Origin of the sequence: Pseudomonas sp. (genome assembly GCF_026224925.1) — a bacterium.
Lineage (GTDB): Bacteria > Pseudomonadota > Gammaproteobacteria > Pseudomonadales > Pseudomonadaceae > Aquipseudomonas.
In genome coordinates this window covers 1-8,380 of sequence record NZ_JAMFRV010000109.1, presented here as the reverse complement: position 1 = coordinate 8,380, position 8,380 = coordinate 1, and the positions used below count along the sequence as shown (strand labels likewise).

Sequence of the window (8,380 nt, the reverse complement as noted above, 5' to 3'; positions counted from 1 at the left end):
GTTTACCGATTCGGCAACGTGATCAATGAAAATGTGTAAAACGGGCAGCGCGCATTCCGCTGAAGTCCAAACAGATTAGCTCACACATCGGAGGTATGTTTGATCGTTCCCTTCCCCGAACACCACAGAAAATACTGGGTATTGACGGGGGTCAGCATCGCGAGTTTCCTCGGCTGCATCGACTTCACCATCGTCAATACCGCACTGCCCGCCATCCGCGCCGACCTGCACGCAACGGTAAGTGAACTCCAATGTATCATCAATATCTTTCTGCTCGCGCTATCGGCATTCATGGTCGTGATGGGCCGCATCGCCGACATGTATGGCCGCCGACGTACGCTCTACCTGGGTGCGATCGGTTTCGGAGTGGCGTCGCTGGCCGCCGGAATAGCTACTGATATTACCTGGCTGATCGGCTTCAGACTGTTGCAAGGTATCTGTTGCGCCGTACTGTATACCGCGTCCGGCACCATCGTCTCGCACGCTTTCCCAGAGCAGGAACGTGGCACAGCAATCGGTCTGCTGTTCGGCGCGAATGGAATGGGGTTGGCGCTTGGTCCGGTAGCAGGCGGCTTCATCGTCAGCCTCCTTGGCTGGCGTTGGATCTTCCTGATCAATGTACCGCTGATCCTGCTCAGTCTGCTGATCTGCCTCGTCAGTGTCAAGGAATCGAGCAGCCCAGAATCGGGTTCGAAGCTCGACTGGGCCGGCTTGACGCTGCTGATCACCGGACTATCCAGCGGCATACTGGGCCTGAGTCAAGGCGCTGCGTGGGGCTGGCTCACACCGCTGACGCTCGGCGTGTTTGCCTTGTCGGCTCTCGCACTGATCGGGTTCTATAAGGTTGAACAAGGGGTCGATTCACCGATACTGCAGTTCCATCTATTTGCCAACCGTACTTTCGTAGCCGCCGCGATCGCCAATGCCGCACTGGCCTTTTTCTATTGCCTGGCATTTTTCCTGATGCCGCTCTACCTGCATACGATCAAGGGCCTGCAAGCGTACCAAATCGGATTGATGTTACTTCCCACTACGGCAACTGTCGCCCTCCTCTCACCTGTCGTGGGCCGGCTGACAGACCGGATCGGGGTAAAGCCGTTGCTCGTCGGCGGCTTCGCCCTGTTCGCACTCTCCGCCTTGCTGCAGGCGCTGTTCTCCGAACATACAAGCTTGACGGATATCGCGATCGCCTTCGTCTTGATGGGCATGGGTTGGGCCTGCGTGCTCGGTCCTGCCACTGTAGCGGCCCTTTCGGCGGTGCCGCACAGTATGAGCGCCGTCGCGATAGGGTCCTCGTGGACTGTGCATAACATCGGCGGCGCTGTGGGACTGGCGTTTGGTGTATTGGTCTATCAAGCGAGAGCCACCCGCAGTCTATTGCAAAATTTGACCGCGCTTTCGATGTCGCGTGGCCCTTGGGTGGCGCACCTGATTGCAGATCCCGAGACGGCTATTTCGTCGTTGCGGCAGCACACCGGCCTGGCGCCTCAAAGCGCACTGGCGGTTTTCCACACCTTCTTTATCGACGGATACCGGGCTTCCATGTGGCTACTGGGTGGCGTTTCTGGACTGACCTTGTGCACGCTACTGATCGTGCTTGATGGCCGTCGAGTTGCGCAATAAATGCGGTATTGCACATCGATGGAGAAAGAATAGGCGGCCCGCTTCAGCACACGTCAGTGGTAGTGCCGAGTAATCAGTTCTGCGATGCAAACCGGTTTCTCGCTACCCTCGCATTCCATTGTGATGACCCAGGTCACCTGGCTGATGGCAGCGGCAGGCGCTTGCTGCGCCACGCCCCCAGACGGAACTTGCTGGGCGGCATCCCCCACCTGGTCCACGGCTTGAATCGTAAAGCGGGCTCTAACCCGGCTGCCGGCCGGCACCGGCGCGGGGAAGCGGACTTTATTCAGGCCGTAGTTCAATCCCATGCGCTGGGCGATGTTCACGCTTTGCTGTAATAAAGCGGGAATCAAGGAGACGGTCAGAAAGCCATGCGCGACCGGTGCGCCGAACGGCGACTCGCGTTTGGCACGTTCGGGGTCGACATGAATCCATTGGTGATCGCCCGTGGCATCGGCAAATTGATCGATCGCATGCTGCTCGACCTCGACCCATGCGCTGACCGCCACTTCTTGCCCTACCGACTTGACCAGCGCATCGGCGTTATCGAATTCCCGCATGCCCTATCCTATCCGCGATGTTGCTCGAACAATGTTGCCTGAGCGATGTTTTCCAGTCGTGGCGTCCGCAAACGGGACTTGCTGCGCGGCGCCCCCAAAAGGGACTTGCTGCGCGGCGTCGCCGGCGGTGCGCCAAGCGGGCGTTCAGACCAAAAGGCTGTCCATGGCAGGCGGTGGGCGGCGGCCGAACATCAGTTTGGCCCGCACATACACCACTTGTTCGCCATGCTGATTGGCACCGTCCCAGCGCATCACAATCACCCCGCGATCGAAGCGGGTATGCGACAGGCGCGCGCCTTCGATCACCAGTGACACCGTCATGGTGTCGCCCGGCCGTACCGGCTTGAGCCAACGAATTTCGTCGATGCCGGTGGAACCCATGGCTGACGAGTCCAGCAACACCTGCCTGGTGAGCATGCCCATCATTACCGAGCACGTATATAAACCGCTTGCGATCAGGCCGCCGTAATCGGATTTGAGCGCGGCGTCAGGGTCGATGTGAACCGGCTGCGGATCGAATTTTTCCGCGAATGCGATCATCTCGTCTTGGGAAAAGGTGTGTTCCCCCAGACTTAAGGTAGCGCCAACCAAAAAATCTTCGAAGTAGCTTTTACGTGTCATTGAGCTTGGCCGCTGATGTAGGGATAAATGGTCTAAAGTCCACCGACATACAGATTGATTCTGTGACCTTTATCGATTTGTGCTGCCCGACGCTCCATATGCGGCTTACTGTAGCGGATCTTTCAACGCTTCGGGAATCGGCAAAGGCAAGACTTCAATGCCTTCATCAAGCAATTCGTGCATTTCGTCGCGACTGGCCACGCCGCGGATGTTACGCACCGGCGCCTCGTCATAATGCATCTTGCGCGCTTCGTCGGCAAATCTCTCGCCCACATTTTCAGATTTTTCGACAATCTGACGCACAGCGGCAAACCAGGCCGCCTGGGCTCGGCCCATCGCCTGCGCGGCAGGCCCGGAGGTAACCGCGGGCACACGGGCGGCGCCTGGAACGGCGGTTTCGGGCGCGCTGGCACCCGACAAATTCAAGCGCGGCGCCGACAGCATACGGGTCACCGCCGTCGAATTACACAACGGGCAGCCGATCAGGTCGCGGGCCATCTGCGACTCGAAATCATCTTCGGATTTAAACCAGCCTTCAAAACGATGCTGGTTGGCACAACACAAATCAAGAACTTTCATACTGAGCCTGGGCAAGCCGGACGGCGGCGTCGAAATGGAATTCGGCAAGGAGGTGTGCGACTAGGCCGTGCATAGCGCGGCACCCTGCACTGATAAGCATTCTAGCGCGTGGCGTGAAATCGCGTAACGCTATCGTTACGCGTTTGGGAAAAGCCCGGGCCGGTCGAGGCATGCGCTTTGCGGTCAGGGGGGACAAAGGGACGCAGGGACCGGCGCAGCGTGCCGCAACAGCATTCGGGGCTTCTCATACGGAGTTTTCACTCCAGAACGCCTTGGCCGGGCAGGAATCTCCTGGATGGCTGGCCGGGGCCGCCCTGCTGCGAGCTCTCCCGCGGTAATTAAACCGTGAGGATGGGGCCCAGCCCCCAGCTACCCGACAGCAGTTTTTCGAGCCAGAACGTGCCGATGATGGTTTTGACGTAGCTGACCTTGCCCGAACGAACCCAATCCAGCAAAGTGCGGACCTCAACTTTGAAGGTTTCCAGGAATTCGCCGTCGTCAAGATCGCTGGGGCCTGCCGTCAATCCGCGAGCCAGATAGATGTCGATGATTTCGGTCGAGTAGGAAATGACCGGATGAATGCGAGTGATAAAGACAAACTCGCGCGCCGTATAGCCGGTTTCTTCGCGCAATTCACGGGCACCGCATGCCAGGGCCCCTTCGTCCGGGTCGAGCTTGCCCGCCGGGAATTCGATCATGACCTGAGCAATCGGATAGCGATATTGGCGCTCCAATAACACTCGGCCGTCATCGAACAGCGGGATGATCATTACCGCGCCAGGGTGTTCTATATATTCGCGGGTGGCGGATTTAGCGTCAGGCAAGCGCACCGTGTCACGTTTAACCGTGAGGAAATTACCGGTATACACAGTCACGCTTGAGGTCTGGATTTCGATCAAGCCCTTATCGGCTTCTGGGTCGGCTAGGTTCACCTGGTGTAGATCCGGCATCCGAGCCTCCGATAACGTTTAGCGATGTTTGACGAGGTATCTGAGGGTGAAGCCAGGGAAGGCAAACACCAAAAATAGACTGAAGCTGATAGCGTAGAACTGCCATCCTTGCGCAAACACATTACCGGCTCGTGACTCCAGCACATAACCCAAGCCGCCAACCACAAAATACAACACAATCAGCTCAAGCAGCCGCAACCAGCCTGACTTGCGGCCGGCGGGGGCGGCCGAGGGCAGCGTTATCAGCGCAAACAGGCGCTGATTAAAAAACGGTAGATTGGCACCGAACAGTGCCACTAACACGATAAACCAACCCGCTGCCGACATTGAGACCGATTCCACTAAGTGATTAAAGCGGCTTAATTAAAGCAGCTTAATTAAGCCGTTTATTACAACGGTTTAAAGCTTGAAGAAGCTGAGTTGCAAAGCGTGCTGGCACAAGGTCATCAAGGCGCCGGGGAAAATACCCAGGGCGATGATCGCCAAGCCGTTGAGCAGCATGAACGCTTGCGCGCACAGCGTGGTTTCAAGCGGGCTGGTATCAACCGGTTCGTCGAACCACATCAGTTTGACGATACGCAGGTAATAGAAGGCACCGAACAAAGAAGTGATCACGGCCAGCACGGTCAACCAGGTCAAGCCGGCGTTCATGGTCGCCGTCAGCACCGACAACTTGGCGTAGAAACCCACCAGCGGAGGGATCCCGGCCAGGGAGAACATAAACAGCGTCATCACCAAGCCGAACACCGGGCTGCGTTTCATCAAGCCTTTGAGGTCGTCGATATTGTCGGCCTCAAAATCACGGCGCGAGATCAACATCACGATGCCGAAGGTGCCCAACGTGGTCAGCAAATAGGTAATGCCGTAGAAGGTTGCCGAACCGTAGGCATCGGCGGCACCCAAGGCCTTGCCGTCGATCACGCCCGACAACAGGCCCAGCAGCACGAAGCCCATATTGGCAATCGCCGAATATGCCAGCATCCGCTTGACGTTCTTCTGCACAATACCGGTGATGTTACCGACGATCAGCGAGAGCGCGGCCAGAATCACCAGCATCTGCTGCCAATCCACCGCCAGCGGCAGCAAACCGACCACCAGGAAACGCAAGCCCCAGGAAAACGCCGCCAGCTTCGGGCCGCCGCCGACCAGCAAGGTCATGGCGGTCGGCGCACCCTGGTACACATCCGGCACCCACATATGGAAAGGCACGGCGCCCATCTTGAAGGCGATACCCGCGACGATAAAGATCACGCCGAACAACAGCACCGCGGTGTCGATCCGGCCCGAGCTGATAGCGCGGAAAACTTCGCCCAGGTCCAGCGAGCCGGTCGCGCCATACACCATCGAAATACCGTACAGCGTGAAGCCGGAGGCGATGGCGCCCAGCACGTAATACTTCATGGCCGCTTCGTTGGCCACCGGGCTGGTCTTGCGCAAAGCAATCACAGCGTACAGCGACAAGGACATCAGTTCGAGGCCCAGGTACAAGGTGAGGAAGTTGTTGCCCGAAATCATCACCAACTGGCCGAGCAAGGAGAACATGCCCAACAGGTAATAATCGGCGCGAAACAGGTCGCGTGCTTCAAGGTACTTGCGCGAGTAGACGATGCTGACCGCGTAAGCCAGCGTCACAAACGCCTTCATCAGGTTGGCGAACGGATCGACCACATACATATTCGTGAAGAAATAGTAGGTGTGCGGATCGGTGGCAAGCACACCGTACCAGACCGCGGCGATCAGCGTCGAAAACAGCGCGATGCCGGCGGTCAGCTTACGGCCGGCGTCGCCGGCGAAGGTGTCGTTAAGCCACGCTACGACGACTGCCAGCATCAGCAAGGCATCGGGTAGCAGAGGGTAAATATTGGCGTTTTGCATGGTGTTTTAAATCCTCCGCTCTTTATTATTGCGCCGACAACTGCGGCAGCTTGGACTGCGCGACGTGGGAGAGGAGGTTCGCCACTGATTCGTGCATAGCATTGGTGAAGGGTTTCGGATAAACGCCCATAAACAAAACGAGTGCGGCAAGACAGGCGAGCATGAAAAATTCACGCTTGCCGATATCGAGCAACTTCGCCACGTTGGCATTGGCGACTGCGCCGAAAATGACGCGCTTATACATCCACAAGGTATAAGCCGCGCCCAGCACCAGCGTGAACGCTGCCAGGAAACCAATCCAGAAATTGAACTTGACCGCGCCGAGGATCACCATAAATTCACCGACAAAACCCGAGGTGCCCGGCAAGCCGCAATTGGCCATGGCAAACAACATCGAGAACGCGGCAAACTTCGGCATGGTGTTGACCACCCCGCCGTACTCGCCGATATCGCGAGTATGCATACGGTCGTACAGCACCCCGATACACAGGAACATCGCGCCGGAGACAAAGCCGTGCGAAATCATCTGCACAATCGCGCCTTCGCTGCCGATCTGATTGAAGATGAACAAACCCAGCGTGACAAAACCCATGTGGGCGATGGACGAATACGCCACCAGCTTCTTCATGTCGCTTTGCACCAGTGCCACAAAGCCGATGTAGATCACCGCGATCAGCGACAGGATGATGACCACCGGTGCCAGGAAATGGCTCGCGTCGGGCACCACCGGCAGGGAAAAGCGGATAAAACCGTAAGCGCCGAGCTTCAACATGATGGCGGCCAGCACCACCGAACCGCCCGTAGGCGCTTCAACGTGGGCGTCCGGCAACCAGGTATGCACCGGCCACATCGGCACCTTGACCGCAAACGCCATAAAGAAGGCGATGAAGATCAGGATTTGCGGCATGAACCCGAGCGGCAACTGGTACCAGGTAGCGAGATCGAAGCTGTGCGACTGGGTGTACAAGTAGAGCAACGCCACCAGCATCAACAACGAGCCGAACAAGGTGTAAAGGAAGAACTTGAAAGCCGCATACACACGGTTCGGTCCGCCCCACACCCCGATAATGATGTACATCGGGATCAGCGTCGCTTCGAAGAACACATAAAACAGCATGCCGTCCATCGAGCAAAACACACCGATCATCAAGCCGGACAAGATCAGGAACGCGGCCAGGTATTGCGACACACGTTTGGTGATCACTTCCCAGGCCGAGATCACCACGATCACGGTGGTGACAGCCGTCAGCACCACCAGCCACAGCGAAATACCGTCGATGCCGAGGTGATAGGTGATGTTAAAGCGTTCGATCCATTTGGCTTGTTCGACAAACTGCATCGCCGCGGTGCCGTTATCGAAACCGCTAATCAGCGGGATCGTGACCAGCAGCCCGAGCAACGATCCGAACAAGGCAAACCAGCGTGCCGGAGCGGGATTTTGATCGGAACCTACGAATAGAACCAGCACGCCAAAAACGATCGGAATCCAGATCGCCAGGCTCAGAAGTGGTAGTGATTGCTTCTTTTATTATCCCCTCGCCTTATTTGCCGCCGAGCGTTACAAACAGGGTCAGGAGCCCCAACATACCAAGAATCATGGCGAACGCGTAATGATAGATATAACCGGATTGGAGGAAGCGGATCACGCCGGCAAACCAGGCCACAGAGCGTGCGCTACCGTTGACGATACCGTCGATGACCGCCTGATCACCTTCTTTCCACAAACCGGTGCCGAATGAGACGGCGCCTTTTGCGAATACGGTTTCGTTGATTTTGTCCAGGTAGTACTTGTTTTCCAGCAACTTGTAGATGCCTGGGAATGCCGCTTTGATTTTCGCCGGCAGCTCAGGACGCTTGAGATACAAGAACCATGCCGTCACGACACCGGCCAGCGCCAGCCACAACGGCAGGCCTTGCACCGACTCCACCGCCATCATCAGCCAGCCGTGGAATTCTTCGGTCATGTCGTGCATGCCCGGATGGTTGGTGCCGACCGCGATCACTTGGTCAAACACCACGCCATGCGAGAAGAAGCTGCCGTACAACAAGGGGCCGACCGCAATCGCACCGATGATCACCGACGGAATCGCCAGCAGGATCAGGGGAAGCGTGATGACCCACGATGTTTCGTGCGGAACGTGCGGGCCGTGACCATGACCGTGATCGTGATCG

At 57.3% G+C, this 8,380-nt stretch carries 9 protein-coding genes; 1 reads left to right on the top strand and 8 read right to left on the bottom strand.

Going from position 1 to position 8,380, the window contains the following annotated elements; translation table 11 throughout:
- Positions 1–99 precede the first annotated feature (99 nt).
- Positions 100–1,623, top strand: coding sequence for an MFS transporter (locus M0974_RS04990; protein ID WP_297833520.1), 1,524 nt, complete (start codon positions 100–102; stop codon positions 1,621–1,623).
- Positions 1,624–1,676: 53 nt separating this feature from the next.
- Here M0974_RS04990 and M0974_RS04985 read toward each other — a convergent pair whose 3' ends face one another.
- From M0974_RS04985 to M0974_RS04950, 8 genes are all read right to left on the bottom strand, one after another.
- On the bottom strand, positions 1,677–2,183 hold the full coding sequence (locus M0974_RS04985) for a MaoC family dehydratase (RefSeq protein WP_297833519.1): 507 nt from the start codon (positions 2,181–2,183) through the stop codon (positions 1,677–1,679).
- Between the two features lie 144 nt (positions 2,184–2,327).
- Positions 2,328–2,804 carry a MaoC family dehydratase gene (locus M0974_RS04980; protein ID WP_297833517.1) on the bottom strand — a complete coding sequence of 159 codons (477 nt, stop codon included), beginning with the start codon at positions 2,802–2,804 and terminating at the stop codon, positions 2,328–2,330.
- A gap of 105 nt (positions 2,805–2,909) precedes the next feature.
- Positions 2,910–3,383: a DUF1178 family protein gene (locus tag M0974_RS04975; RefSeq protein WP_297833515.1), complete on the bottom strand. Its 474-nt coding sequence runs from the start codon at positions 3,381–3,383 to the stop codon at positions 2,910–2,912.
- 338 nt (positions 3,384–3,721) lie between these two features.
- On the bottom strand, positions 3,722–4,333 hold the full coding sequence (locus tag M0974_RS04970; RefSeq protein WP_297833513.1) for an NUDIX domain-containing protein: 612 nt from the start codon (positions 4,331–4,333) through the stop codon (positions 3,722–3,724).
- An 18-nt stretch (positions 4,334–4,351) separates the two neighbouring features.
- Positions 4,352–4,660 carry a DUF2818 family protein gene (locus M0974_RS04965; protein ID WP_297833511.1) on the bottom strand — a complete coding sequence of 103 codons (309 nt, stop codon included), beginning with the start codon at positions 4,658–4,660 and terminating at the stop codon, positions 4,352–4,354.
- A 72-nt stretch (positions 4,661–4,732) separates the two neighbouring features.
- Positions 4,733–6,208 (bottom strand): NADH-quinone oxidoreductase subunit NuoN, encoded by a 1,476-nt coding sequence (nuoN, locus tag M0974_RS04960; RefSeq protein ID WP_297833509.1) that lies wholly within the window; start codon positions 6,206–6,208, stop codon positions 4,733–4,735.
- A 25-nt stretch (positions 6,209–6,233) separates the two neighbouring features.
- Positions 6,234–7,712, bottom strand: coding sequence for an NADH-quinone oxidoreductase subunit M (locus tag M0974_RS04955; RefSeq protein WP_297833522.1), 1,479 nt, complete (start codon positions 7,710–7,712; stop codon positions 6,234–6,236).
- A gap of 37 nt (positions 7,713–7,749) precedes the next feature.
- A partial coding sequence (locus M0974_RS04950) for a hypothetical protein (protein WP_297833507.1) occupies positions 7,750–8,380 on the bottom strand: 631 nt, incomplete at its 5' end.

Coding starts and splice junctions, on each gene's coding strand:
- M0974_RS04970 (WP_297833513.1), bottom strand. CDS start 4,333: ATGCCGGATCTACACCAGGTGAACCTAGCCGACCCAGAAGCCGATAAG.
- nuoN (WP_297833509.1), bottom strand. CDS start 6,208: ATGCAAAACGCCAATATTTACCCTCTGCTACCCGATGCCTTGCTGATG.
- M0974_RS04980 (WP_297833517.1), bottom strand. CDS start 2,804: ATGACACGTAAAAGCTACTTCGAAGATTTTTTGGTTGGCGCTACCTTA.
- M0974_RS04985 (WP_297833519.1), bottom strand. CDS start 2,183: ATGCGGGAATTCGATAACGCCGATGCGCTGGTCAAGTCGGTAGGGCAA.
- M0974_RS04975 (WP_297833515.1), bottom strand. CDS start 3,383: ATGAAAGTTCTTGATTTGTGTTGTGCCAACCAGCATCGTTTTGAAGGC.
- M0974_RS04965 (WP_297833511.1), bottom strand. CDS start 4,660: ATGTCGGCAGCGGGTTGGTTTATCGTGTTAGTGGCACTGTTCGGTGCC.